At 39.9% G+C, this 26,224-nt stretch carries 27 protein-coding genes; 15 read left to right on the top strand and 12 right to left on the bottom strand.

All coding sequences use genetic code 11. The annotated features are described in order from the left end of the window. The first annotated feature begins 45 nt into the window (after positions 1 to 45). Positions 46 to 2,484, top strand: coding sequence for an ABC transporter permease (locus RIC88_RS14210; RefSeq protein ID WP_350218218.1), 2,439 nt, complete (start codon positions 46 to 48; stop codon positions 2,482 to 2,484). Positions 2,485 to 2,556: 72 nt separating this feature from the next. Further along, entirely contained in the window at positions 2,557 to 3,042 is a 486-nt protein-coding gene (locus RIC88_RS14215) for an RDD family protein (protein ID WP_350218219.1), read from the top strand. Between the two features lie 194 nt (positions 3,043 to 3,236). Here RIC88_RS14215 and RIC88_RS14220 read toward each other — a convergent pair whose 3' ends face one another. The 7 genes from RIC88_RS14220 to RIC88_RS14250 all read right to left on the bottom strand — a co-directional run bounded on the left by RIC88_RS14220 (position 3,237) and on the right by RIC88_RS14250 (position 9,438). After that, on the bottom strand, positions 3,237 to 3,914 hold the full coding sequence (locus RIC88_RS14220; protein WP_350218220.1) for a VOC family protein: 678 nt from the start codon (positions 3,912 to 3,914) through the stop codon (positions 3,237 to 3,239). 6 nt (positions 3,915 to 3,920) lie between these two features. Next, positions 3,921 to 4,292 (bottom strand): VOC family protein, encoded by a 372-nt coding sequence (locus RIC88_RS14225; RefSeq protein ID WP_350218221.1) that lies wholly within the window; start codon positions 4,290 to 4,292, stop codon positions 3,921 to 3,923. A gap of 64 nt (positions 4,293 to 4,356) precedes the next feature. Beyond that, complete coding sequence (locus tag RIC88_RS14230; RefSeq protein WP_350218222.1) at positions 4,357 to 6,525, bottom strand: S9 family peptidase; 2,169 nt, start codon at positions 6,523 to 6,525, stop codon at positions 4,357 to 4,359. Positions 6,526 to 6,650: 125 nt separating this feature from the next. Next, positions 6,651 to 7,538, bottom strand: a complete 888-nt coding sequence (locus RIC88_RS14235) for a 3-hydroxybutyryl-CoA dehydrogenase (protein ID WP_350218223.1) — start codon at positions 7,536 to 7,538, stop codon at positions 6,651 to 6,653. Positions 7,539 to 7,654: 116 nt separating this feature from the next. Beyond that, complete coding sequence (gene fbaA / locus RIC88_RS14240) at positions 7,655 to 8,719, bottom strand: class II fructose-bisphosphate aldolase (RefSeq protein WP_350218224.1); 1,065 nt, start codon at positions 8,717 to 8,719, stop codon at positions 7,655 to 7,657. A gap of 79 nt (positions 8,720 to 8,798) precedes the next feature. Beyond that, positions 8,799 to 8,945: a hypothetical protein gene (locus tag RIC88_RS14245; protein WP_350218225.1), complete on the bottom strand. Its 147-nt coding sequence runs from the start codon at positions 8,943 to 8,945 to the stop codon at positions 8,799 to 8,801. Positions 8,946 to 9,102: 157 nt separating this feature from the next. Continuing rightward, positions 9,103 to 9,438, bottom strand: a complete 336-nt coding sequence (locus RIC88_RS14250; protein ID WP_350218226.1) for a DUF6249 domain-containing protein — start codon at positions 9,436 to 9,438, stop codon at positions 9,103 to 9,105. Between the two features lie 127 nt (positions 9,439 to 9,565). On the opposite strand from RIC88_RS14250, the gene RIC88_RS14255 reads away from it, so the two are divergent. Further along, positions 9,566 to 10,111: an RNA polymerase sigma factor gene (locus tag RIC88_RS14255; RefSeq protein WP_350218227.1), complete on the top strand. Its 546-nt coding sequence runs from the start codon at positions 9,566 to 9,568 to the stop codon at positions 10,109 to 10,111. Then, positions 10,108 to 10,452, top strand: a complete 345-nt coding sequence (locus tag RIC88_RS14260) for a hypothetical protein (RefSeq protein WP_350218228.1) — start codon at positions 10,108 to 10,110, stop codon at positions 10,450 to 10,452. Before RIC88_RS14255 ends, RIC88_RS14260 begins: the two co-directional genes overlap by 4 nt. A gap of 4 nt (positions 10,453 to 10,456) precedes the next feature. On the opposite strand, the gene RIC88_RS14265 is transcribed toward RIC88_RS14260, so the two are convergent. The 3 genes from RIC88_RS14265 to RIC88_RS14275 all read right to left on the bottom strand — a co-directional run bounded on the left by RIC88_RS14265 (position 10,457) and on the right by RIC88_RS14275 (position 11,911). Continuing rightward, positions 10,457 to 10,849 (bottom strand): VOC family protein, encoded by a 393-nt coding sequence (locus tag RIC88_RS14265; protein WP_350218229.1) that lies wholly within the window; start codon positions 10,847 to 10,849, stop codon positions 10,457 to 10,459. An 83-nt stretch (positions 10,850 to 10,932) separates the two neighbouring features. Further along, positions 10,933 to 11,187 (bottom strand): hypothetical protein, encoded by a 255-nt coding sequence (locus RIC88_RS14270; protein WP_350218230.1) that lies wholly within the window; start codon positions 11,185 to 11,187, stop codon positions 10,933 to 10,935. 7 nt (positions 11,188 to 11,194) lie between these two features. Next, complete coding sequence (locus RIC88_RS14275) at positions 11,195 to 11,911, bottom strand: hypothetical protein (RefSeq protein WP_350218231.1); 717 nt, start codon at positions 11,909 to 11,911, stop codon at positions 11,195 to 11,197. A 117-nt stretch (positions 11,912 to 12,028) separates the two neighbouring features. Here RIC88_RS14275 and RIC88_RS14280 point away from each other — a divergent pair, with 117 nt between their 5' ends. The 3 genes from RIC88_RS14280 to RIC88_RS14290 all read left to right on the top strand — a co-directional run bounded on the left by RIC88_RS14280 (position 12,029) and on the right by RIC88_RS14290 (position 15,676). After that, on the top strand, positions 12,029 to 14,083 hold the full coding sequence (locus RIC88_RS14280; protein ID WP_350218232.1) for a carboxy terminal-processing peptidase: 2,055 nt from the start codon (positions 12,029 to 12,031) through the stop codon (positions 14,081 to 14,083). A gap of 51 nt (positions 14,084 to 14,134) precedes the next feature. After that, positions 14,135 to 15,043: a DUF4097 family beta strand repeat-containing protein gene (locus RIC88_RS14285; protein WP_350218233.1), complete on the top strand. Its 909-nt coding sequence runs from the start codon at positions 14,135 to 14,137 to the stop codon at positions 15,041 to 15,043. Between the two features lie 75 nt (positions 15,044 to 15,118). Further along, entirely contained in the window at positions 15,119 to 15,676 is a 558-nt protein-coding gene (locus tag RIC88_RS14290) for a redoxin domain-containing protein (protein ID WP_350218234.1), read from the top strand. A 64-nt stretch (positions 15,677 to 15,740) separates the two neighbouring features. Here RIC88_RS14290 and RIC88_RS14295 read toward each other — a convergent pair whose 3' ends face one another. Beyond that, positions 15,741 to 16,286 (bottom strand): carboxymuconolactone decarboxylase family protein, encoded by a 546-nt coding sequence (locus tag RIC88_RS14295; RefSeq protein ID WP_350218235.1) that lies wholly within the window; start codon positions 16,284 to 16,286, stop codon positions 15,741 to 15,743. 232 nt (positions 16,287 to 16,518) lie between these two features. On the opposite strand from RIC88_RS14295, the gene RIC88_RS14300 reads away from it, so the two are divergent. The 7 genes from RIC88_RS14300 to RIC88_RS14330 all read left to right on the top strand — a co-directional run bounded on the left by RIC88_RS14300 (position 16,519) and on the right by RIC88_RS14330 (position 24,261). Next, positions 16,519 to 18,498 carry an OPT family oligopeptide transporter gene (locus RIC88_RS14300; protein ID WP_350218236.1) on the top strand — a complete coding sequence of 660 codons (1,980 nt, stop codon included), beginning with the start codon at positions 16,519 to 16,521 and terminating at the stop codon, positions 18,496 to 18,498. 139 nt (positions 18,499 to 18,637) lie between these two features. Beyond that, on the top strand, positions 18,638 to 21,067 hold the full coding sequence (locus RIC88_RS14305; protein ID WP_350218237.1) for an ABC transporter permease: 2,430 nt from the start codon (positions 18,638 to 18,640) through the stop codon (positions 21,065 to 21,067). A 103-nt stretch (positions 21,068 to 21,170) separates the two neighbouring features. Then, complete coding sequence (locus RIC88_RS14310) at positions 21,171 to 22,655, top strand: sodium-dependent transporter (RefSeq protein ID WP_350218238.1); 1,485 nt, start codon at positions 21,171 to 21,173, stop codon at positions 22,653 to 22,655. After that, a complete protein-coding gene (locus RIC88_RS14315) occupies positions 22,652 to 22,762 on the top strand; it encodes a MetS family NSS transporter small subunit (RefSeq protein ID WP_350218239.1) in 111 nt (36 codons plus the stop codon). The genes RIC88_RS14310 and RIC88_RS14315 overlap by 4 nt, the downstream gene beginning before the upstream one ends. Further along, on the top strand, positions 22,755 to 23,225 hold the full coding sequence (locus RIC88_RS14320) for a pyrophosphohydrolase domain-containing protein (RefSeq protein ID WP_350218240.1): 471 nt from the start codon (positions 22,755 to 22,757) through the stop codon (positions 23,223 to 23,225). The genes RIC88_RS14315 and RIC88_RS14320 overlap by 8 nt, the downstream gene beginning before the upstream one ends. A gap of 33 nt (positions 23,226 to 23,258) precedes the next feature. Beyond that, positions 23,259 to 23,858, top strand: coding sequence for an SGNH/GDSL hydrolase family protein (locus RIC88_RS14325; protein WP_350218241.1), 600 nt, complete (start codon positions 23,259 to 23,261; stop codon positions 23,856 to 23,858). Beyond that, complete coding sequence (locus RIC88_RS14330) at positions 23,851 to 24,261, top strand: DoxX family protein (protein WP_350218242.1); 411 nt, start codon at positions 23,851 to 23,853, stop codon at positions 24,259 to 24,261. The genes RIC88_RS14325 and RIC88_RS14330 overlap by 8 nt, the downstream gene beginning before the upstream one ends. A 42-nt stretch (positions 24,262 to 24,303) precedes the next feature. Here RIC88_RS14330 and RIC88_RS14335 read toward each other — a convergent pair whose 3' ends face one another. Continuing rightward, positions 24,304 to 24,768, bottom strand: a complete 465-nt coding sequence (locus RIC88_RS14335) for a hypothetical protein (protein ID WP_350218243.1) — start codon at positions 24,766 to 24,768, stop codon at positions 24,304 to 24,306. A gap of 127 nt (positions 24,769 to 24,895) precedes the next feature. On the opposite strand from RIC88_RS14335, the gene ffh reads away from it, so the two are divergent. Continuing rightward, positions 24,896 to 26,224, top strand: coding sequence for a signal recognition particle protein (gene ffh, locus RIC88_RS14340; RefSeq protein ID WP_350218244.1), 1,329 nt, complete (start codon positions 24,896 to 24,898; stop codon positions 26,222 to 26,224).

Below are 26,224 nucleotides of genomic sequence, written 5' to 3' on the forward strand. Positions count from 1 at the left end.
CATAAGCTTTATTAAGAGTATATTATTAAAAATCCAATCCCTCCCATGTTTAAGAATCTGATAATTTCCGCCCTAAGAAGCCTAAGAAAAAAGCCGGCTTTTTCAGCTATTAATATTTTGGGTCTCGCCCTTGGCATGGCTACCTGCCTAACTATTTTGCTCTACGTTAATCATGAAACTTCCTTCGATGAATTTCAAAATGATAATGTATACAGAGTTGCTTTGAACCGTGTATATCCTGAAAGAGAAGTTGACTTTACAGTAATCCCACACTCGATAGGGCCACAGATGGTAAAGGATTTTCCTGAGGTTAAAAATCAAGCACGGTTCTTCAAGCCCAACAACATAGCGACATTTCAATACGAAGACAAAACACTAACGGAAGAGCACTTTGTATTCGCAGATTCCACCATCTTCTCATTGATGTCAATTGAGCTTATAGAAGGAGATGTAAAATCTGCCTTGGTAGAGGAAAATTCCATTGTTCTGACAGAAAGTACAGCCAAGAAATTTTTTGGAGATGAGCCTGCGATAGGTAAATTATTGAGTGTTCAAGGTGGTAATAGTCTTGAGGTGACAGCAATTACTGCAGACTATCCTGATAAATCTCACTTTGAATTTGGAGCCATTATTCCGCTCCATTCCATTCCGTTTTTCAGACAGAGTAACTGGGCAGGATTTTCAACCTTGACCTACATAGAACTGGCAGAAGGCGCTGACCCTGATGCGTTTGAAGAAAAAATACCAGCATTTATTAAACAGTATGCCGAAGGAGAAATTCAGCAAAGAAATGGAATATCCTATGATGAATATATCGCTGCAGGAAACGGTTATAACTATTATTTGCAGCCGATTAAAGACATCTATCTGACAAGTCATATATCCGGGGAGCTTAAACCAAACGGAAACATTACCTATGTCTATATTTTCTCAATTGCTGCAGCTTTCATCTTACTAATCGCATGCATAAATTTCATGAATCTGGCCACAGCGAGATCGGTGGAGCGAGCGAAGGAGGTAGGAATACGTAAGGTAATGGGCTCTCATAAAAAACAGCTGGTTGCTCAGTTTTTATCAGAGTCTACCTTCATTGCCATAATGAGTGCGGTTATCGCTCTGGTGATTACTTATCTTTTTGAAGGAAATTTTGCTCAGCTTTCAGGAAAAGACCTTTCGTTAATTAGTTTTTTAACTACACAGAATACGTTTATTCTTGTTGTTTCTGTACTGACAATAGGAATTTTAGCTGGATTGTACCCGGCTTTCTTCATATCTTCTTATTCGCCTGTTGGAATTATGAGAGGAAATCTAAAGACTTCTAAAAAAGGTGTTGGACTTAGAAATGCTTTAGTGATTTTCCAGTTCACCATATCTATAGCTTTAATCTCGGCTACTCTATTGATTTATAATCAAATGGATTACCTGTTAAACAAACCTTTAGGTTTTGAAAAGGAACAGGTAGTAGTGATTGAAAATGGATTCAGCATTAATAATGATCCAAACAATCTGAATTGGGATCGTTTTGAGACCTTTAAGAATGAAATTATGAACCTGCCAAGTGTTTCAGGGGCTGGTTATACATCCTCTCTTCCGGGTGATATCCTTCAGGGTTTTATTGTCCGGGTTCCAGGATATGGGGAGAAAGAAAGCCTGGTGACCAGAATGATTTCTGCGGATGATGATTTTTTGACCAGTATGAATATGGAGATATTGGAAGGTCGAAATTTCTCTAAAAATTATAATGACTCTTTATCGGTGATCATTAACCTGGCTACAAAGGATAAATTAGGATTGGCTGATCCGATTGGGAAGAGGCTTATTCATGTAGATGATTCTTCTCAGGTATCTTATACTGTTGTAGGTGTTGTAAATGATTTCCACTTCGAGTCGCTTCATTCCGAGGTAGAACCTATGGTGATTACTAAAATGGGATCAGCACAAAGTTTTGTAAACAAGTATACAGTCAAAATCGATGGCGATAATGTTCAGCAGGCACTTGCAAATATGGAAGAGGTATGGAGACGTTTTGTTCCTAATGCACCGTTTAGGTACTATTTTCTGGATGAAAGCCTTGAGCAGTTTTATCAGTCTGAACAGACCTCCGGGAAACTATTTACAGTCTTCACGTCCTTAGCCATCATCGTAGCTTGCATTGGTTTGTTAGGATTGTCTGCTTTCATTATCAATCAAAAAAGGAAAGAAATAGGAGTGAGGAAAGTGTTGGGTGGAAGTATTTTTTCTATTGTGTTCCTTTTGTCAAAGGACATTCTCAAGCTGATTCTTATTGCCACATTGATCGCCATTCCTGCCGCCTATTTTTGGGCAGATAGCTGGCTTCAAAACTTCGCTTATTCGACAGGAGTAAGCTGGCTGGTTTTTGTGTTTGCAGGAGTGGGTGCACTGCTTATAGCATTGATTACCGTCAGTTTTCAATCAACTAAAGCAGCCATGGCCAATCCGGTGGAATCGTTGAGAGATGAGTAGAACGTCTATTGGAATTAGTAAAACTGAAATGAATGAGTTAATTTGTTACGTATAAACTAAACCTAACTCATTATGTCAGAAAACAAATACGCAGGATTTTGGCTCAGATTTGTAGCCTACTTGATCGATGCAATTCTTTTAAATTGTATAAACTGGCTGGTCATTTTCCCTGTCATGGGAGCGATCGGATTTGGAATTGGCGCAACAGCCACCGGGTTTGATTTTGACACCATGTCTGAGGGTGACATCATAGCAATGGCAACTGCCGTAGGTGGGATGCTCTTCGCAGGTGGACTTATTGGAACCGTAATCAACATACTTTACTTCACCCTAATGGAGGCAAGTAAATACCAGGCAACTATTGGTAAGCTAGCGCTTGGTTTGAAGGTCACAGATATGGATGGCAAAAAATTGGATTTTACTAAAGCACTTATTCGACAGGTAGGTAAAATTGTTTCAGGTATTATTTTACTTATCGGTTACATCATGGCAGGTTTCACAGAGAAGAAGCAAGCATTGCATGACATGATCGCCGGAACTCTGGTTGTGAAAAAATAATTGTGATTTTTAAAAATGAAAGCCCCGAAGCAATTCGGGGCTTTTTTTCTATCAACTCCCTAATAGTTTAACCTAATCGTATTATGAGTAGTAGTGATTATAAATCACTAGATAGTAGCATATACAGTGCAAAATAGATGCCAAGGTGTTGATTAGGTAGCTACTTTTTGAGAGAATTTTTTCTTTTAACTATTTCAATTTTTTCCTTTAACTATTTCAATTTTTTCCTTGGAATAAATCACTCCAAAGGAACTGTTACCATTTTCAATCACGCATTCAAAAGGAAATGGAAAGGCTGTGTCATTACATGGAATCCAGTCTTTTTGATTGTAATCAATAGTTATAAATAAACCGGTCTCTGATCCTATGGCACAGAACTTTTGAAAGTCGCCACTGAATTTCTGAAGGTCACATTCCTGATTGAGTAAATCATACACATTTTGTACATCCTTAACAGGCAAACCAATCTCACTTATGTGTAGAAATGATTCAGAATCAAAAGATGATGTGGATGGAATTTTTAGATTTTTTCGAGCGATAAACTCAACAATATTCCCGGCAGGATCATAAAAATACAAAGCCTCCGCATTCCAGTTTCTAAAGTCTACAATTTCATTTCCGTGAAAGGGTAGAATTTTGGTTCGCTTGCTGATCCAGTCTTTTGCTTCTTTGATTTGATAGGAAGGGATGTTGATAGCGAAGTGGTAGTAAGATTTTTGCTCCACTTCCTGATAAGTCAGTCGAGTAGATCCGATTTTTAAGGTAAAACGATCATGATGACTTTCCTCCAACTTAATACCTAAAATGTCCCGATAGAAGTGTTTTTGATCTTCAAGTTCAGAGGTGTAAAGTAGGAGCGAATTGATTTTCATCTTAGATTACTCTATTTCTTCACCAAACATGATTCGATGGCCATCTATGGTTCGAATGCCAAATTCTCGTTGACCCCAGGGCTTATCCGCAAGATTGCTTATGATTTCAATCTTTTTTTGTTTCAATTCTTCAAAGATTAGATTGATGGCCTCAACATCTATATAAGCAAAATACGAATGGTTATTGGTGTCAAATGCCGACACATCAGCAGGACATTCTCCCAGCATAATCTCAAAACTTTCACGCCTAATGCACACCCAACCGTCCACTTTCCATAATAGTTTAAATCCCAGCTGGTTTTCATAGTAGGATAAGGATTTATTCAAATCCTGTACGGCTAATACGTATCTTGTTCCTATGATTTTTGATTCGGGCACATGTTCAATATAACAAAAAAGCCTCGAATTTCTCCGAGGCTTCAAAATCGTTTAGACTTCCGAACTATTCTTCAATTCCTTCTAAATCGAAAAGGAATGCATATTGAAGGGCCGTTGTTTTATATTGCTTAAACCTTCCGGAAGCTCCTCCATGTCCGGCTTCCATGTTCGTGTCCAGAATCAATGTATTCTGGTCTGTTTTCATGTCTCGTAACTTTGCCACCCATTTGGCAGGTTCCCAGTATTGTACCTGAGAATCAAACAGGCCAGTTGTTACAAGCATATTCGGATAGTCCTGAGCGGTCACATTATCATAAGGAGAATAAGACATCATATATTCATATGATTCCAGCTCTTTAGGATTTCCCCATTCGTCAAATTCGTTCGTGGTTAATGGAATCGTTTCATCCCACATCGTTGAAACCACATCCACAAAAGGAACAGCAGCCAGGACACCATTATAAAGCTCAGGTGCAAGATTTATAACTGCACCCATCAATAAACCACCGGCACTTCCACCTTGCGCATACAAGTGCTCAGGAGAGGTGTAGTTTTGTTCAATTAGGTATTTGGAACAGTCGATAAAGTCGTTGAAAGTGTTCATTTTCTTGAACATTTTACCATCTTCATACCATTGACGTCCCATCATTTGCCCGCCTCGGATATGTGCAATTGCGAATGCAAATCCTCGATCCAGTAGACTGAGACGAACCGAGCTAAAGCTGGCATCCATAGTAGCTCCATATGATCCATATCCATATTGAAGCAATGGGCCGTTTCCATCTTTCTTGTATCCTTTTTTGTATACAATCGAGATCGGCACTTTTTCACCATCTCGAACAGTAGCCCACAATCGTTCAGTCACATAGTCATCAGGGTTGTGACCACCAACAACTTCCTGTTGCTTCAGCAAAGTCTTCTCCCTGGTCTCCATGTTATAATCAAAGGTGGAATTCGGTGTAGTCAGAGATGTGTATCCGAATCGAAGCACTTTTGTATTAAATTCTGCATTGACCGAAGTATAAGCGTTATATGCAGGCTCACCGAAATCAAGGTAGTGCTCATCTCCTGATTTTTGATCGATGATGCGAAGGTTGGTCAAACCATTCTCTCGTTCATCCACCACCATATAATCATTGAAAAGCTCAATACCCTCAAGCAGAACATTTTCTCGGTGAGGAATCACATCTTTCCAGTTCTCTTTTCCTGTTGCGTTGGCTGGAGTTTCCATCAAACGAAAGTTAGTAGCGTCCCAGTTAGTTACGATGTAAAATTTATCTTCAAAGTGGGCGATACTGTATTCATGTGCATTTTCATCCCTAGGTATGAATTGTTTAAAGTCTCCTCTCGGTGTATTTGCATTCAGAATGTGATAGTCACTCACAAGCGTGCTGCTGTTCCAAATGATAACATAATCATCAGATTTGGACTTGTAAACACCAATGTAGAATGATGGATCTTTTTCATGGTAAACCATCACATCCATTTCTGGCTGTGTGCCAAGCTCATGCCTGTATATTTTCTCTGATAGGAGAGAGACCTTATTTTTTGCCGTGTAGAAGAATGTTTTATTGTCATTGGCCCAGGCACCACTACCAGTCGTGTTTTCAATTTGATCCTCCAACATTTCACCTGTCTCAAGGTTTTTGAAGCGGATGGTATAGATTCTTCGGCTCAGTGTATCTTCAGCAAAGGCCATTATTTTGTTATCCGGGCTCACATCAATTCCACCGGCGGAATAGTAACCATAGCCCTCTGCCATTTCATTGACATTCAAAAGGATTTCTTCTTCGGCTTCAAGCGTCCCTTTTTTCCTGCAGTATATTGGGTATTCACCACCCTCTTCATATCGAGTATAGTACCAATATCCATTTGAAAGATACGGAACTGACTCATCCGTTTGCTTGATACGGCCTACTATCTCATCGTATAGTTTTTGCTGAAGGTCTTCAGTATGTGACATCAACGTTTTTGTATAGTCATTCTCGGCATTGAGATATGCCAATACTTCCTTGGTGTGATTGTCTGGGTCTGCGGCTCTTTTTTGCTCATCAGTTAAGCGCATCCAGAAATACGGATCAACTCTTGTTTGTCCGTGCTCTTTTAAAATCGTATCAGCCTTCGCTGCAACAGGTGCATCGGGTCTCATGGTTTTTTCTTCAGTTTTTTGATTAGTACATGCTGCAAAAAGTACAAAAAGTAGCAGCAGCATAAAGGATTGAGTTTGTTTCATTTTTGAAGTGAATTTTAAGGTTGTAAGTTCCTGATTCGCTCAAAAATATCCTAATGGCATTATATGATCGGTAAATAAAAAAAGGCAGATCTTAGATCTGCCTCCCTGATTGTTTAGCAGTCTTATCAATTGAACATTCCACTCACGACCAAATCTTTTGAGCCGGGTGTGTATTTATAAAAACCTTCGCCTGTTTTGGCACCTAGGTACCCAGCTGTCACCATGTTCACGAGTAGTGGACATGGTGCATACTTTGGATTGCCAAAGCCTTCATAAAGGACGTTCATAATAGATAGGCAGACATCTAGACCAATGAAATCCGCTAATTGAAGAGGTCCCATAGGATGAGCCATTCCCAGCTTCATTACAGTGTCTATTTCTTCAACTCCGGCAACTCCTTCGTGCAGTGTGATGATCGCTTCATTGATCATTGGCATCAGGATTCTGTTCGCAACAAAACCAGGATAATCATTAACCTCAACAGGCACTTTACTGAGCTTTTTGCTCATTTCCATGATAGTGTTTGTGGTTTCATCTGAGGTCGCATACCCTCTGATTACCTCGATCAATTTCATTACCGGAACCGGGTTCATAAAGTGCATTCCGATTACTTTATCCGGTCGCTTAGTAGCTGCTGCTATTTTTGTGATTGAAATGGAAGAAGTATTGGTTGATAGGATAGCATTGGCCGGAGCATGAGCATCCATCGATTCAAATATCTTCTTTTTGATATCGAAGTTTTCTGTCGCCGCTTCTACAACAAGATCCGCATTTTTCACTCCTTCTTCTGTTGAAGTAAAAGTGGTGATGTTCTTGAGTGCTGTTTCTTTATCGGCCTCAGAAATCTTTTCTTTTTGGACCATTCGATCCAGGTTTTTGGAAATTGTAGCGATTGCCTTTTCCAGAGCTGTTTCATTGATGTCAATTAGTGAGACATTGTATCCACTCTGAGCAAAGACGTGAGCGATCCCATTGCCCATGGTTCCACTACCTATTACAGATATATTTTTCATAAACTAGTTTTTTTAACCGTCATTGCGAGGAGGAACAACGAAGCAATCCCAAAATTAAGATTGATTCACTTTGCTACCCTGCAGTTCTTTGCAAGTTCACAATGACGCTAATGTATTTAAGCGTTTTTACCTACACAGTTCAGATCCTCAAAAGCAACCTTTAGTCTCTCCACAAAAGACTTTTCCGCTTCTCTGATCCAAACGCGAGGGTCATACTTTTTCTTGTTAGGCTTGTCTTCTCCTTCAGGGTTACCAATCTGTCCTTGCAAATAGCCTTCGTTTGCCTGATAGTATTCTTTTACACCATCCCAATATGCCCATTGCAAGTCGGTATCGATGTTCATTTTGATAGCTCCATAAGATATTGCCTCTCTGATTTCCTCTCTTGATGAACCTGATCCACCATGGAAAACAAAGTTCACAGGGTTCTTGTCTGTATTATGCTTTTCCTGAATGTGGTCTTGAGAATTCTTAAGGATAACAGGTGTAAGCTTTACATTCCCTGGCTTGTATACACCGTGAACGTTACCAAATGCTGCAGCAATGGTGAAATTATTACTTACTTCTTTAAGTTTTTCGTATGCATAGGCTACTTCTTCAGGTTGAGTGTAGAGCATGGAATTATCAATTCCGGTATTATCAACACCATCTTCTTCACCACCGGTTACGCCAAGTTCGATCTCAAGCGTCATTCCGATTTTACTCATTCTTTTGAAGTACTCTACGCATGTACTGATATTCTCTTCAATTGGCTCTTCCGAAAGATCCAACATATGGGATGAGTAAAGTGGCTTGCCTGTTTCTTGGTAATGCTTTTCCCCCGCATCCAACAAACCATCTATCCATGGAAGTAGTTTTCTGGCGGCATGATCCGTGTGAAGTATTACTGTAACGCCATATGCTTCAGCTAATTGATGGACATGGTGAGCGCCTGCGATACCACCGGCGATAGCAGCTGCTTCACCTTCATTCGAAAGACCCTTTCCGGCCATGAAGGCAGCACCACCGTTTGAAAACTGAATCATAACCGGAGAGTTAATATCTCGTGCAGCTTCAAGTACTGCATTGACAGTGCTTGAGCTGGTTACGTTTACCGCAGGGAGTGCGAAATCGTTTTCATTGGCATAATTTAGAAGGTCTGTAACCTCCTGTCCTGTGAGTACACCAGGTCTGAATTTCATTGTATCAAGATTTGAGAGTTATAAACAGAATTTTGTTCTGCAAATATAACTTCTCATCCATTGAATGAAAACGTTTAGATCATGCTTCGTGGTAGGCTTGCTGAATTGTTTGGGTATCAATGTGTGGGTCTGAATCGATTAGTTGCGATTCGCTTTCCCATTTGTAGGCAGCTACGGCGAATAGGATGATCAGGTATAGAAGCTTGATTAGGATTTTCCACTTCATAGGATTCATTAGACACATGATGAATCCCGAAGGTTTAAAACGATTGCGTAAAATTAATTTTTGTAGACGAACGCCTTAAATTCTTAGACGAATAAAAATGACGCAACTGTTTGATTTTGAGTTTTTTGACCACTGAGTTGCGTCATACTCCCTATCGCTATTTGTCGTCTATTTCTCTTTTTACAATGCCATAGTACGCAAGAAATCCAATAGCTAAGCTCACTGCTTCAATTCCGTAGGGCATTGCTTCATCACCATCCAATCCCATGGAGTCGATTACAATCAATCCTAAACCGCCGAACAAAACAATCAATCCCCATTTCAGGGCACTTTGTCTGCTGTCCTGTTTTTTGAAAAGGTTCGCTGTATCAGTATTGACCATGTCTTTGTCAATTAGCTTCTTTTTGAGGGAATAGTTCGTAAGGATATTCACAAATAGGATTACCGATCCGAAAACAGATATAATGGCAATAACGGGTATTAAATCATTCATAATTGTGTAGATTTTAATTGAACATTTCTCCGTATGACATCAAGGGTTTGTGAAAATGTTGCAGGCTAAAGAAATATTTCTTTTGAATGCAACATTTCTACTTCATTAGCGGACTAACATGGTATCCATGGATGAAAAACAATTGGTAAAGCAAGTTTTGAGTGGAAGCGATTCTGCGATTAGGCTGCTCATAAGTAAATATGAGCGGCTGGTTGTTCATATGGTGGCCAGAGTGGTATCAGATGACATGGATAGCGAGGAACTTTGTCAGGATGTGTTCATAAAGGTGGTTGATAAACTAAGCACTTTTCATTTCGACTCAAAGCTTTCCACCTGGATAGCAACGATTGCATATCGTATGGCTGTGAATTTCGCTAAGAAGAAAAAGTTAGTTCAGGTGGATTTAGATGAAGTAGCTTTTAAGGTAGGAGAGGATGCTGAAGTAACGGAAGAGGAGGATATGAAGCGATTTATTTTAAAACTCTTAGATCAGCTTCCAATCAATTATAAGACAGTCCTAACTTTGTTTTATCTGGATGGATTTAGCTATCCTGAAATCATGGAAGTGACCGGAATGCCGGAGGGAACAGTAAAAAATTACATTCACAGAGCAAGACTTAAGCTAAAAAAGATTGTAGAAGAACAAGCAAGAAAGGAGGTAGCACTGCTATGACAAAAAGAATAGAACAATTAATTGATGAGGCCTTAAGAATAGAGCCCTCATTTCAACTGAGAAAAGACTTTAAGGACCGGGTTGTTCAGGCAATCCGAAAGAAAGAGAAGGCTAGTCAGCGAAAGCTATATATGTGGATGGCACTTGGAACCTTAATTATCATGGGATTTGGCTATGGAGTCATTTCGTATTTTTTGCCTTCCATGCTTGAAAGTTTCAAGGGATTTAGAGGGTCAAGTCAAATAGTTCCTCTAGCGGTACTTATTGGTATTATTACCATTGTGATACAGTACCTGGATAAGCGATTGGTTAAGGATAAGATGCTTACATCCAATATGTAATGCCTCAAAGAAAGGGGGCATCTATGGGTTCCCAGAGCTCGATCTTCCTGCCTTCAGGATCCATGATCCAACCAAATTTACCGTATTCGAATTCTTCAATCTCACCAATTACTTCCACACCTTCTTTCTTTAGTTGAGCTAAGAGTTCAACAAGATTCTCTACCCGATAGTTAAACATGTACTCTTTATCGCTTGGACGAAAGTAGGTGGTGTCTTTTGAAAATGGACCCCATGCAGTGGTGCATTCTTTATCTTTGTCTTCATGATCTCGCCACTTAAATAAGCCACCATACTGATCTGATTCGATTCCCAGGTGGGACCGGTACCAGTCTTTCATTTTTTCAGGGTCTTCGGTCTTAAAGAAGATGCCTCCAATCCCTGTTACTCTTTTTTTCATTATTTCAATTGTTTGAATCAAATAAACGGAGAAAATGAGAGCTGGAAAAAACAAATGTGAAAATCATCTGAAAGGGTGAGTGGTTATTGAACAGCCTTACACTCCTGATACAGTTGCATGACTCTTTCAGCTTCAGTTTGAGCCATTCTTGCTTCTGCTGCTCTATCAAGTGCGAATTGTGCTTGCATATCGGCTCTTTCTTTTTCTTTTTCTGCTTCTTCTTTAGCGACCACTGCTATTTGAGCATTCTTTTCCGCTTCATAGTCTTTAAAATACGCGAAGGTTATCGAGCAAGCTGTTGTTATTAGTAGCATGACGATTATGACATTCTTCTTCATGATTAGGTTATTTAGATTGACAGTCTCTTAAGGCAGCTTCTGCTCTAGCCATTGCTTCCTCAGCGTCAGCTTGAGCCATTCGGGCATGAGCTGCTGCTTCCTCAGCCATCGTTCTCATTTCATTTGCTTCTTCTTGCAATTGGACAACCTGAATTTGGAGCTTCTTTGCTTCAAAAGCAGCTTTTTCTGCATCATTTGCTTTTTTTAATGCAAACGCTAAAAATGTGATACATACCAACGATATGAGACAGAAAGTAATGATTTGGGTAGTCTTATTCATATGAGGTCTAATTAATAATCTATCTAAGAAAAATATCGAAACCAGAAATGGTATAGCAATAAAAACCAGGTCCAAATACATCGCCGGGACAACCATGAATGCTCCAACTACTTTTGCATAATCAACCCAATGTTTGTCTGGTCTGTTCCTGAATCGGTTAAAGTAAACTATCGATAAGGCTCCTGCCATAGTTGCTGGGAGCCATGAGTCTCCAAGGTTATAATTTCTGGACAGGACCAAAGAAATTAAAAAGAGGACGAAGAGTATAATTGTTGGTTTTTGATATTTCTTGTAAGGATTGTCTAGCAAATAATAATAGATCGAAATGATTCCGGTCAAAAGGACAAATCCAACCTGACCAACTTTGATTCCCAGCTCACCTAAGACAATTGTAATTGTTAAAAAACCTAAATAGGGAACTATATATTTGATTATATCCTTCATTTGACTTTAAAAATAATGGTTTGGTCTTAATGGGTCGACCACTCACAAAAAAACTATTATTTTTAAAATCAATCTTTTCAATATTGCGTTGAAAGAATACGTCTAAAAAATATTCATATGAACAAGTTGTTGTTGATTGCCGGGTTTGTACTACTCACTTCTTTCGGTGTTTCCACTGAGTATGGTCAGGATATTCAGTCTTTTATTGAAGGGGATACACTGAAAACACTAGCCCCTAAAGAAGAGCATCCCAGTGAGGCATATGTTATTACCAATCTCCTAAATAGAATTCACTATCGAAAGCTGCCTTTGTCAGACTCCATTTCATCAGTCATTTTCAATAGCTACTTTGAGTCACTGGATCCAAACAAAGCTTACTTCTTCAAGTCTGACGTAGCAGAATTTGAAAAATATCGATATGAACTGGATGATCAAATTCCTGAGGGTAAACTTCAATTTGCTTATGATGTATTTGACGTATATCGTAGAAGAGCGCTTGATCAAATAGATTATGTTTTTACACTTCTTGAAACGGAGTTTGACTTTTCAAAAGACGAAACTTATGTGTTTGACAGAGAGGAAGCAGACTGGCCGGAAAACAGTGAGGAACAGAATGAAATATGGAGAAAGATCATCAAAAATCAGGCACTAAGCTATAAGCTGGCCGGCAGAGAATGGGATGATATTTCTGAAAGCTTGACGAAGAGGTATCAACGTATTCAAAAGGCTATCTATCAATACAACAGTGAGGATGTATTTCAGAGCTACATGAATGCCTACACCAGCTCCTACGATCCGCACACAGATTATTTTTCCCCACCGGATGCTGAAAATTTCCAGATAGATATGAGTCTTTCGCTCGAAGGAATTGGTGCGCGATTGATGCAAAACCTGGATTACACACAAGTGGCTGAAATCATCCCTGGAGGTCCTGCTTATAAGAGCAAGCAACTTCAGAAGGATGATAAAATCATTGGGGTTGCCCAAGGGGATGATGGAGAGTTTTTGGATGTCATTGGCTGGCGATTGGATGATGTAGTTTCTAAGATCAGAGGACCAAAAGGTTCTGTGGTACGACTCCAAATCCTAAAAGCAAGTGAAGGAATCAATGCATTACCGGATACCCTACGTTTAGTTAGGGATAAAATTAACCTGGAGCAACAAGCTGCTAAATCGGAGATGATACCGATTACAGAAGGTAATACCACTTATAATTTAGGTGTCATCACTGTGCCAAGTTTCTACCTGAACTTTGATGAGTTGCGTGAGGGAAAAGAAGATTACAGAAGCACCACAAGAGATGTGAAGAACCTGATCACAAAGCTTCAGGAGCAAGGTATGGATGGACTACTTATAGACCTTCGATTTAATGGCGGTGGATCGCTTCAGGAGGCCATTGAGATGAGCGGGCTTTTCATTCCGGATGGTCCTGTCGTTCAGGTTAGGAATTATGACCAGTCTGTGGATAAGATGGACGATGAAGATGGTGGTGAGGTGTTTTATGATGGACCACTGGCTGTTTTGGTAAACAGGGGAAGTGCTTCTGCATCGGAGATTTTCTCTGGAGCTATTCAGGATTATAAGCGTGGAGTGATCATTGGTGAAAGCACTTTTGGAAAAGGCACTGTTCAAAATGTGATTGACCTGAGCAGATACATTCGAAATCCGGAATTGAATCTTGGACAAATTAAAATGACGTTAGCGAAATTCTATCGGGTGACTGGAAGCAGTAATCAGCGTGTGGGCATTGCCCCGGATGTTCAGTTTCCTTCCATTTATTCGCCGGAGGATTTTGGAGAGGCGAGCAGAGAAAATGCTTTGCCATGGGATGAGATAGCTGGCGCTAAGTTTAAGCCTGTGAATATGATCTCAGAGGAGCTTTTGGATCATTTAAATACACTGTACCGCGATGATTTAAATTCTGATGAAGACTTACAAAAGCTGGCAAGAGATATTGAAAAGGCGAAGGAAAACCGAAACAGAAAATCAGTATCGTTGAATCTGGAGACACGTCGGGCTGCCTCTAACAATGATGAAGATGACCTGGCAACAGCCGTCGATAATAGTGATTTGCCTGATCAGGCAGATATTGATGAAAAGCTCAAAAAAGATCCTTATTTAAAAGAAGGACTTAGATTACTTGCGGCGATGAAAAAATTCAAGATAGGCTAGGCAACCATTTCGGAAAATCTTCATCTTTAAGTTATAATCTAAAATAAAGTCATGAAGAACCTATTAATTGCGATTTGCACGCTTGTATCATTATCAGCCATTTCACAAAATATCCTGGCAAAAGCTGAACTGGGAGCTGAAAACGTGGATGAGGTGAGAATTGAAGGCTCATTTGTTGATGTTTATGTAAACTCCGGAGATAAAGTCTATTTCAAAGGTGTAATAACCGGTAATGGAGATGAGGACGATTATCGATTTGATACTGATATTGTTGGCAAAACCCTCGTTATTCGAGTGGATCGAAAATCGAACCTCAGTTGGAAAAACTATCGAATCAACGAATCCCGCATTGACCTGACGATTGTTGATGGTGTGCGATTGGATATTGACAACTCTTCAGGGGATATCAATGTAGCAAACTTGAGAGCATCAACATCAAACATAGAAGCTACAAGTGGCGATATAACACTACGCAGCATTGTGTCAAATCTAAAAGTAGAAACCTCAAGTGGAGATATTGACATAGACGGACTTACAGGTGATTCGGAGATTGAATCAACTAGTGGTGATCAGGAGATTTTTAACTCCAAAGGAAATATTGAGACAAGATCCAGCTCGGGAGATATTACTGTTTCTGGATTTAATGGAAAAATTAAAATTCAGGCAACCTCCGGAGATGTAGATGTCCGTAAGGGGGTTGGTGCATTAAAAATCAGAACCTCTTCCGGTGAAATTGATGGGTATGGAATTGAACTTAATGATAACTCATATTTTGATGCGACATCAGGTAATATAGAAATAGACTTTGTCAATGATCTCGATGATCTAAGTTTTGATTTGACCGCTACTTCTGGTGATCTGGAAGTAGGAAACAGGTCTGGAGAGAAAAGGCTTGTGATCGAACGTGGAGGGATTAAAGTAATAGGCACTACATCAAGTGGCGATCAGGAATACGAATAATTTCGATTTCGAGACACCCAACAGTTCAAATAATTTCGTATTTCTTTTATTGCGTTAGTAGAAAAGCGAAAGAAATTGGACAGATTCATTTTAAAGGAAGGCGAACCAATACCATCAATAAATGCGTTTGACATTTTTGACAATGAATTGGATTTAGAGTCTTTAAAAGGGAAAAAGCTTTTAATTGCATTCTTTAGGCACGTTGGATGTCCATTTTGTAACATTCGGGCCCACACTCTTCAAATGGCTTATCCGCATTTGAAAAAGAGGGGGATGGAAATGATCTTCTTTTTCGAATCAACAAAGGAAGTCTTGCTTGCCAATCATTTCTATGAAAATATGTCTCCGGTCCCGATTATCTCAGACCCGGACAGGGAGTGGTATCAGAAATATGGCGTAGAGAGTTCTCGCTCCAAATCAATAAAAAGCCACATTGTTTTTTTGATACAAACAACGCTTGTGGCAAAATTTAAAAAACTTCCGGTGCATTGGATGGCAGGAGAAGAGTCTTTCAACACTATTCCTGCTGAGTTTTTAGTTGATGAACGAGGCATCTTAAGAAAGGCCAATTATTGGAATAACCTGAAAGACAGGATTTCAATGGATGCGATCATGTCTTTCATTAAACGATAACAAAATTAGGTTAAAAAAGGGCTGGAAAACCCAGCCCAAGTTATTTATAGATACTCCAAATCTACTATGCGTGCTCCAGTTCAGGGGCAATAGGAAAATCGATATCTGTATCAGCAATATGGTTCGTATAGTTGGTGATGGTATTCACTGCAACAAATCCTATTAATTCAGCCAGTGCTTCTTTGCTATATCCTGCAGAAAAGAAGTTGTTAATAAATTCCTGATCTTGATTTCCACGGTTTGTGGTCATTTCTTTGGCAAGCTCGGACAATGCCTTCAGCTTTGTATCAGCTATTTCCCCTGATCTGATTTCGATCGTTTCTTCTTCTGTTAATCCTTGCATCTTACCTACTGCAGTGTGTGCTGCCCTGCAATAGTTACAGTCATTAGCTTCAGCTACTGAAAGGGCAATAGCCTCAACTTCTTTTCCGGTAAACTCACCTTTCGATAGCGTCTCATTTAAATCAAGTACTCCTTTTAGCGCTTTGGAAGAGTTACCGATGGTTGCGTATATGTTTGGCACTTTGCCCATTTTCTCTTTTAGTGCATTGAAAATTTCTTTTGATTCTTCAGGTGCTTGTTCAAAAGATAACGGTTCTAAATTTTTCATGTGTATTGTATTGTTTTAATTTATACTTACAACCACACAACAAGGGTGAGGCTCATAGGTTCTATGAATATGAGTTATCCTGCGGCTATGTCATCACATTGACTTTGTGCCTAATCACGTCAAGCTATGGGAACTATCAATTAAGGGTGGTGAAATCCATTTTTGTTTAATCCAACACAAATAGACATTTTTGCCGGTGTTGAAATTCAAAACCTAACCTAAAACCAACATAATGGAAAAACCATACATTGACTCGAATACCAGCCTGCCTGAGATTACCGTCAAAGCAGTTTTGCTGGGAGCCCTTCTTTCCGTGGTGCTTTCGGCGGCCAATGCCTACTTTGGACTATTTGCCGGACTGACTGTTTCAGCATCAATTCCGGCGGCAGTTATATCTATGGCTTTATTGAAGGTCTTCAAGAACTCAAACATTCTCGAAAACAACCTGGTGCAAACAGCAGCCTCAGCTGGTGAATCTCTGGCAGCAGGTGTTATTTTCACTATTCCGGCCCTGGTAATTATGGGCTATTGGGAAAAGTTCAACTATTTTGAAACCATGGCGATTGCATTATGTGGTGGAGTGCTTGGAGTACTTTTCACGATCCCGCTAAGGAAAGCATTGATTGTAGAAGAAAACCTGAAATTCCCGGAAGGTGTTGCCACCGCAGAAGTGTTGAAGACCGGTGAAGAAGGAGGGAAGTCCGTGAAGTACCTAATATGGGGATCGGTCATCGGGGGTTTATTTAAGTTGGCAGATTCATTCCTGAATCTTTGGAGCGGACTATTCGAAAAAGCTGCCTTGTTTGGACAGAAATTTTATGGATACTTCAGTCTTAACTTATCACCTGCCTTGGTGGCAGTTGGATACATTGTTGGTCTTAACATTGCCTTTCTGGTATTCTTTGGAGGTGTGATTACATGGTGGATAGCAATGCCAATCTATATTGGGTCGAATGGATTTGACGCAGTTGCGGCAGAACTGGTTGCCCTAGGGAAATTTACCAACGTGAGCGATGTAAATGCAGACACTATTGGTAATGCGCTTTGGAGTGCTAAAATGAGATATCTGGGAGTAGGAGCAATGGTAGTTGGAGGACTATGGGCTCTACTTAGTCTGGCCGGATCTTTAGGTACCGCTTTTAAAGCTGGAATTGCTGCATTCAAAAAAGGTGGTACCTCCATGAAGGATCAGGTTCGAACGGAGATGGATACACCTATGTCCTGGGTAATCATTGCAATTGGTGTGCTTGTTGTTCCAATATTTCTCATCTATCAATCTGCAATTGTGGACATTACTGTGTCCACTACCATGACATTAATTATGGTAGTTGCAGGATTCCTGTTTGCTGCTGTCGCTGGCTATATGGCTGGTTTAGTTGGTAGTTCAAACAACCCAATTTCAGGAGTAACGATAGCAACCATACTCTTTGCTTCAATCCTTCTTCTAACTTTGATGGGGACAGGAAACGAAATGGCTGGAGCCGCAGGAGCCATACTTATAGGTGCTGTCGTTTGTTGTGCCGCGGCAATTGCCGGAGACAACATGCAGGATTTAAAAGCAGGACATATACTTGGTGCAACACCTTATAAGCAGCAAATCATGCAAATTGTAGGGGTAGTAGCCGGTGCCCTTGCGATTCCAATTGTGTTAAACATACTTTTGATAGGCAATGGCATAGGGGCGCCAACCCCGGAACAACCTGAGTCCTTAGCTGCCCCTCAAGCGACTTTGATGATGAGTGTGGCGCAGGGCATTTTCGGAGGAGGTTTACCATGGAATATTATTTATATCGGGGCGGCTATCGCTGCTGCGATTATAGCGTTTGATCAATACTTAAAGTCAAAAGGATCAGAATTTAGAATGCCGGTGCTTGCAGTAGCTGTCGGACTCTACCTTCCATTTGAGCTGGATTCTTCAATTTTTGTTGGAGGGGTGCTAGCTTATCTACTGACCAGGGCTACAAAATCAAATAAAAATATTGAAAGAGGTAACAATGCAGGCTTGTTACTTGCCTCAGGACTGATTACTGGTGAGGCGTTGATGGGAATTTTAATTGCAGGTCTAACGGTTGGAGTAATGAAGTCAGGAGGAGATCCTAATGCTATGCGAATTTTTGAAGATGCCTCTAGCTGGCCTGGTTTGATCATTTTTGGCTTGATTATATATTTCATTTACAAAGTTGTGATCAAAGTATCTAAGGAAGAAGAGTAAGTACTGTCCAAATACGAACGATTTTGGTGTACACCTGGCTTCACTATTCAGAATGAAGTCAGGTGTATTTTTTTGTATATCAGCTAGTTATACAATCTGGCATGGTTTTAACTTTTAATAGTCTGAAAACCTTTTAACCATGCTCAAGAATTATCTTAAAACGGCGCTTCGCAATCTCTCAAGAAACAAAGTATACAGCGTTCTCAATGTAATTGGTCTAGCTCTGGGCATTGGGTGTGCGTTGGTTATCTACAAAGTCATTGTTTTCGAAAGCAACTTTGATAAGCATCATGAAAACTACGATAATATTTATCGTATAGTAGGTCAGGGGATTCGTGCGGGTGAGGTAAGTAAAGGTTCAGGAACACCTCACCCGGTAGGACCAGCCATCAAAGAAGATTTCCCTGATATAAAAACGGTTGTGCGTACACATTATGTATGGAGCCATCAGATCAATATCCAGGATGGTCAGAACATCAAGAAATTTCTCTTAGAAGAAGGGGTGGTCTACTTAGATCCTGAATTCTTTGAAGTTTTTACTGTCGATTTTATTGCCGGGGATAAAGAGTCTGTATTGACAGAACCAAATACAGTGGTTCTTGCAGCTTCTGAAGTTAGAAAGTTTTTTGGACTTGAAGTGGGAAGTGAGGCTCAGGCAATGGGCAGAATGATCAATGTTGGCAACCTGCAGGATTACAAAATTGTAGGGGTCATTGCTGATCCACCGGAAGCCACAAACTTTGAATTTACCGTATTATTGGATTATTACTCACAAGGCATCAATAACCCATACTTTGGTGACGGGAATAGATGGAATTCAACAGCCTCAAGTACCAATACATATATTCTGGTTGAAGATGGATTTAATCCTGAAGATTTTGATTCAAAGCTAATTGGGTTTGTAGAAAAGCATTATGAGGAAGGTGCTTCTGAGAGAAGAAGATTTGTAACTCAGCCTTTATCAGAAATTCATTTTGATGACGAATACGGCAACTATGTTTATTCTACTTCACCTGCCCTGATCAAAGCACTGGCTGTTATTGCCATATTTTTAATTCTTACAGCATGTATCAACTTCATCAATCTGGCTACTGCCCAGGCCGCTAATCGGTCAAAAGAGATAGGCATCAGAAAGGCTATAGGTGGCTATTCCGGACAATTGGTTATTCAGTTTTTTACTGAAATTACATTGATCACACTCGTTGCGTTGTTTTGCTCCTTGGCAATTGCTGAATTTTTATTTGTTCAGCTTGAAGATGTGATTAGGACACGACTTTCCCTTGATCTATTGACAAGCTTTGAAACTGTTGGTTTTCTATGTATTCTACTCATATTGGTGAGTTTCTTATCCGGATTTTATCCTTCTATTCTCCTGAGTAGTATGAATACCGTCAAGGCACTGAAGAGTAAGATTACGGCTAAAGATGCTTCAGGTGGACTTAATTTGCGGAAAGCGTTGGTCGTTGCTCAGTTCACCATCTCTCAATTTCTGATCATTGGGACGGTTATAATTGGAGCTCAAATGAAGTACTTCATGGAAAAAGATCTTGGCTTTGAGAAGGAGGCCATAATCAAAAGCTATTTACCAGAGCGGGATGAAGTAAAAAATGCTCGGTTTAAGAACCTAATGCTGGAAGATCCTACCATTGAGCATGTTACTTTTTCAATTAGTTCACCCACCGGAAATTCCAATTCACATTCCAACTTTAACTATCCCCCATTGGAGATCGAAGAAGACTTCAATGGTAGCTTTAAGCCTGCAGATGAACATTACATGGATCTTTACGAACTAGAGCTACTGGCAGGTAGAAATATTCGTAAAAATGATAGCATCAATAAGGTTGTTATCAATCAGCAAATAGCAGACCTGATGGGCTTCAAGGATAATTATGCTGGAGCTATAGGGGAGCAGTTGACATCCGGGTGGATAGAAGGTGACCTGGAAATTATTGGAGTGATGAAGGATTTTCATTCGAGGGATTTAAGCGAAGGTCTTCAGTATGTTTTCTTATTACGTCATCCGGATGTGTACTATGAGGTAGCTTATAAGACCAAAGACGGAGCTAACATAAAGACCGCTATCACCCACTTTGAAGACAGTTGGGAGAAGGTATATCCAGAATTTGTCCTTGATTGGCAGTTTTATGATGAGGAACTGGCAGAAAATTATGAGCAAGAGCAGAGTGTTGCTACTCTAATGAGCACGTTTGCTACCGTATCTATTATCATAGGTTGTCTTGGGCTCTACGGTTTGATTGCGTTTATATCCGCGAACAGGACGAAAGAGGTGGGAATCAGAAAAGTGTTGGGGGCATCCATTCTCAGCATCATTGGTAAGTTCACCAAAGAGGTATTTGTCTTGGTTATCGTGGCATTTTTGATAGCTGCACCGGTAGCATACTACATATTAAATCAATGGCTGAATGACTATGAATTTAGAATTGATATTGGTGTAGGATTTTTTGCTGTTGCTTTTGTAGTAACTCTTATTATTGCTGCCTTAACAGTAAGTCACAGAACAATTAGTACGGCATTAATCAATCCGGCAACAACTCTGAAGGACGAGTAAGCGGTTTCAGTTTTTAAGAAACCTATCCTTTATAAAAATGGCTTCTCTAGCCTGCTAAACTTTCCATATATTTGGCGGATTCCCAAATTCGCAAATGTGATTTATGAGCAAAGAACAGTTTAGTAATCGTTGGGGTATTGTATTGGCCGCTTTGGGCATGGCCATAGGTGCCGGTAACCTTTGGCGATTTCCACGTCTGGCAGGTCAGTATGGTGGGTCATTTATTTTACTTTGGATTCTTTTCTTGTTTATCTGGTCTATACCACTTTTACTTTCAGAGTTTGCTATTGGAAAGAAATTCAAAAGCGGTGTAGTAGGAAGCTTTGCGCAGTTTGCCGGCAAGAAGTACACCTGGATGGGTTTTTTTATTACCATCTGCACGTTAGGAATTGCATTTTATTATTCCATTGTCACGGCATGGTCCTTTAGATATCTGACTTTCTCATTTAACAACATTTTTAGAAGCGAAACTTTAAAGGAAACACTCCAGTCAAATCCGGACTACCTGACCAATTTTTGGGCGGGTATTTCAAATGGTGACTGGATTACGGTAGCAGTTTATATCTGCGTCATTTTTCTAGCGGCCTTCATCTTGATTCGTGGTGTTAAAAATGGACTGGAAAAAGCCAACAAACTTTTGATCCCAAGTTTGTTTATTCTATTGGTTATCATTGTCATTGTTGCACTCAACATGGAAGGTGGTGTAAGAGGCCTGGAATACATGTTTGCAATAGATTGGTCCTTATTCAGCAACCCCACCATTTGGATTGAAGCACTTTCACAATCAGCATGGAGTACCGGTGCAGGCTGGGGGCTAATGATGACACTTTCAGCGTTCTCCAGAGATAATGAAGATGTGACGCTTAATACATTTATTGGAGCGTTTGGAAACAATACGGCTTCATTACTTTCCGGTATGGCTATACTTCCTGCTGTTTTTGCATTGGCCGCTTCAGACGCAGAGGCAATATCATATTTACAATCAGGAAATCAGGCCTTGACTTTTACTATTATTCCAAAACTTTTCACGAATGTGCCCGGAGGTGATTATTTATCAGTGCTATTCTTTCTTGCGCTATTTGTAGCGGCATTTAGTTCGTTATTGCCCATGATTGAGCTTTTCCTTCAAAATGTCGCTGATCTAAATGTTTCCAAACGGAAAACGCTTATAGTAGTAATCATTTGTTTCATTGCTTTTGGTTTTCCTTCTGCATGGTCTTTAGATTTCTTTTCCAATCAGGATTGGGTTTGGGGTGTTGGGTTGATCGTTACAGGCCTATTCATATTGATCGTGGTGGCAATGAACAATCCTGTTAAGTTTAAAGAGTCCACTATTGATGTTGGATCCGATATGGTGTTGCCATCATCTTTTTTCCGTTTTGCCATTTTCAGCAACATTGCAATTGGATTTTTCCTTATTTATTGGTGGCTGTCTCAGGATTTCAGCTCTACATGGTTCAATGAACAAGGGCAATGGGATTTATTTGGAGTGTATAGCAATGCCTCTACCATCTTACAATGGGGAGTTGTGATTATTGTCGGCTTAGTGCTAAATGGATATTTGTATAAGAAATTTGTAAAACAATGAGTACTGGAGCAATCATAAGCATGGCCATTATTCTGACCGTTGTGGTTGGAGGCTTTATTTATTTTTTAATACGAGCAATCAAAAAAGAACGAAATATCAATGGATAAAATTGACCCGTTAAATCAAGTAGCTGAATTCCATAAAACATTCCGACATCCGATATTAAATGATCCACAGATACCCAGTGAGGATCGCTGCAAACTAAGAGTATCCTTAATTGCAGAAGAACTAAAGGAACTGCAAGAAGCCATAGCAGATAATGATATGGTGGAAATTGCAGACGCTTTGTGCGACATTCAATACGTTCTCTCGGGAGCTGTATTAGAATTTGGGTTGGGGGAGAAGTTTCGCGAATTATTTGATGAGGTACAGCGCTCCAATATGAGCAAGGCTTGTGATTCTGAAGAGGAAGCAAAAAAAACTGTCACACACTACAAGACTGAAAAAGATACAGATGCCTATTACGAAGAGCGTGACGGGAAATGGCTGGTTTACCGAGTAGGCGATAATAAAACACTCAAGTCGATTAACTATTCACCTGCAGATTTAAAGTCTATAATTGAAAAATAGGGAAAAGGAACAGTCGATTGTTTTTAGATCGTTATGAAGCGATCTTCCTTTTTCATTTTATTCTGTTTACTGGCTTGTCTCAGTTTTGCTCAAACTGTAAAAATTCTTTTTGTTGGAAATAGTCTAACCTACACAAACAATCTTCCGGAGTTAGTTGAGAAGGAAGCCAAAAGCAGGGGAATTAAAGTCAAAACTACCTCGCTAACTTTCCCAAATTATGCAATAGTGGACCATTGGGATGATGGTGAATTACAAAAGCACATTATGGGTAAAAGTTATGATTTTGTTATCGCTCAACAAGGTCCGTCATCTCAAGCCGAAGGGAGAAGAATGCTTATCGAAGATGGACGAAAACTGAAGAAGCTGTGCGATAAGTACGAAACAAAGTTTGTCTACTTCATGGTATGGCCATCCCAAGCATATTATCACACTTTTGATGCGGTAATTAAAAACCATCGGGATGCTGCGACTGAAAATGGTGCTATTCTCTGTCCGGTAGGTGAGGCATGGAAAGCTTATTTTGATGGAACGAAAGATTTTTCATTGTATGGAATGGATGGATTTCATCCATCTCCAAAGGGTAGTAGGTTAGCTGCGGAAGTAATAGTTGATACATTATTTAAGAATGAATAAGCTAGAAAAAATGAGAAATTATGCTGACCTTCCGATTCGACTAGCGGTTGGTTTTCATTTGATCTACGGAACTCAGGACAATGTCTTTTCCTGGAATAGAATGCTGGAATTTCGTGATTTTTTAGAAATTTTTGGAGCTCCATTGCCACTGGCCTCTGCTATCATTTCCGTATATGCACAGTTCTTTGCAGGCATCTTGTTCATTCTTGGCTGGAAGGTGAGAGAGGCAGGCGCTGTGATGATTTTTAACTTTATTGTAGCAATATTGCTGGTACATCTAAATGATCCTTACCCTAATATCTACCCGGCTATTTCTATGCTCGCCGGTGCAATATTTTTGGTCTTAAACGGGACTGGACATGTCAGTCTTCAGCATTGGCTTGAAAGTAAAAAAGGCAACTAGTATTTAGCTGCCTTTCTTTAGTAGTGGTGATTGTGCGAGTTCTTAGTTTACCCGAGTCATGTAAACCGTTCGATTGTCTTCATGCTCATCACTGACTAATATCCCATCAATAAGCTTCCATTCATCATCATCGGTGGTAATGTTGAAATCATCGTCATCGTCTTCAATGTCTTCGATGATCAAATAGCCTCTTTCATTAATATACCATGAGCCTTTTTCGGTTTCGGTCTCGTCATAGGCATTTACCGTAATCTTCAGGTCGTTATTAGCCCGAAACTCAAAGTAAATTTCAATGTCATCCATGATGCCATCCACAAATCCGGAGACCGCTTTAATGAATATTTCTTCGAGCATCGTGTCAGCTTCTTCAGCCTCTTCCTCTATCTCTTCTTCAATATTTATTACAAGTTTCCAGGTTCCAATAATATCCCTTTCTTTCACTTTTTGAGCTTGGGTGACAAAACCCAAAAAGAATGTAGCCGCTAATAGTAGAGTGATCCGTTTCATTGTTATTGTATTTTGTAATGCAAGGTACTGGTTATACTATAATAAATTTAAAAGGTTTCATTTTTATGGAACTATCATCTACTGAACACTATTTTATACCTTTGCAACTGGATTTTTAAGAGCAATTATGTTTGATAGTTTAAGTGTAAAACTGGATAGGGCGTTTAAGACGCTAAAAGGACAAGGGCAGATCACCGAGATCAATATCGCATCTACTATAAAGGAGATACGAAGAGCGCTCGTAGATGCTGATGTTAACTATAAAGTAGCTAAAGATGTAACTGATAACATCAAGGAAGAAGCACTTGGAAGAGATGTTTTGATTTCAGTTTCTCCAGGCCAGTTGCTTACAAAAATTGTATCTGAGGAGCTAACCAAATTGATGGGGGACACGAATGTTCCAATCAGCCTTGATGGAAACCCTAACATTATCCTTATTTCAGGCCTGCAAGGATCCGGTAAAACAACTTTTACTGGTAAACTAGCGAACCTACTCAAAAAGCAGGGACGAACGGTTATGTTAGCTGCCTGTGATATCTATCGTCCTGCGGCGATTGATCAGCTAAAAGTGCTTGGAGAGCAAGTAGGCGTAGAAGTTTATGCTGAACCTGAAAACAAGGATGCTGTCAAAATTGCGCAGAATGCAATTAAGTATGCAAAAGAAAATGGAAAGAGAACGCTGATCATAGATACCGCCGGTCGTTTGGCTGTTGATGAGCAGATGATGAATGAAATATCCGAGCTCAAAAAGGCTGTGAATCCTGCAGAGACACTATTCGTAGTGGATTCAATGACAGGTCAGGATGCGGTGAATACCGCAGCAACTTTCAACGAACGCTTAAATTTCGACGGAGTAGTATTAACGAAGCTTGATGGAGATACACGAGGGGGTGCCGCACTTTCAATTAGAAAAGAGGTAGAAAAGCCAATCAAGTATATATCAACCGGTGAGAAAATGGATGCTATTGACCTGTTCCACCCGGACAGGATGGCTAGCAGAATCCTTGGAATGGGTGATGTGGTAAGCTTAGTGGAGCGTGCACAGCAGAACTACGATGAAGAAGAAGCCCGAAGGATCAATAAAAAGATTCGTAAAAATCAGTTTGGTTTTGATGATTTCCTTGCTCAGATGGAGCAGATGAAAAAGATGGGAAGCATGAAAGACCTTTTGGGTATGATCCCTGGTATGGGAAAAGCGATCAAAGACATTGACATAGATGACGATTCATTGAAGCCAATTGAAGCTATTATCAAATCGATGACTCCAAAGGAACGCACGCAACCTGAAGTTCTGAATGGAACAAGAAAGCAGCGGATTGCAAAAGGCAGTGGAACTTCAATCCAGGAAGTAAATCAATTACTTAAGCAATTTGAACAGATGCGCAAAATGATGAAAATGATGAACAAGTCAGGGGGGAAGAGAGCACTTGCTAATATGCTTGGGGGAATGAAGTAG

It is taken from the genome of Ekhidna sp. (assembly GCF_040220215.1).
GTDB lineage: Bacteria > Bacteroidota > Bacteroidia > Cytophagales > Cyclobacteriaceae > Ekhidna.